Annotated in this window: 1 protein-coding gene; it reads right to left on the bottom strand. The window is 64.7% G+C overall.

The features are described 5' to 3' along the window. Positions 1-255, bottom strand: a 255-nt coding sequence (locus FLQ44_RS10120) for an NAD-binding protein (protein ID WP_206208800.1), incomplete at both ends; no start/stop codon positions are given.

Genomic DNA, 255 nt, shown 5'->3' with positions numbered 1-255 from the left:
AAGCGTGATCTGCTGCGGGCTGATGGCGATGTCGATGCTGCTGCCTTCGACCAGGTCGGCATAGGCCGGGCGGTTGATCAGCGACATCACCCGCTGGCAGCCCATGCGCTTGGCCAGCATGGCCGAAAGGATGTTGGCCTCGTCGTCGTTGGTCAGCGCGCAGTAGACGTCGGTCTGGTCGATGTTCTCCTCGCGCAGCAGGTCCTCGTCGGCGCAGTCGCCGACCAGCACGATCGAGTTGACCAGGTCCTCGGC

The sequence above is a fragment of the Vogesella mureinivorans genome (assembly GCF_007644035.1).
In the GTDB taxonomy this organism is placed as follows: Bacteria; Pseudomonadota; Gammaproteobacteria; order Burkholderiales; family Chromobacteriaceae; genus Vogesella; species Vogesella mureinivorans.
Note: the sequence above shows the minus strand (reverse complement) of the source record. Positions and strands in the feature narration are given on the sequence as shown.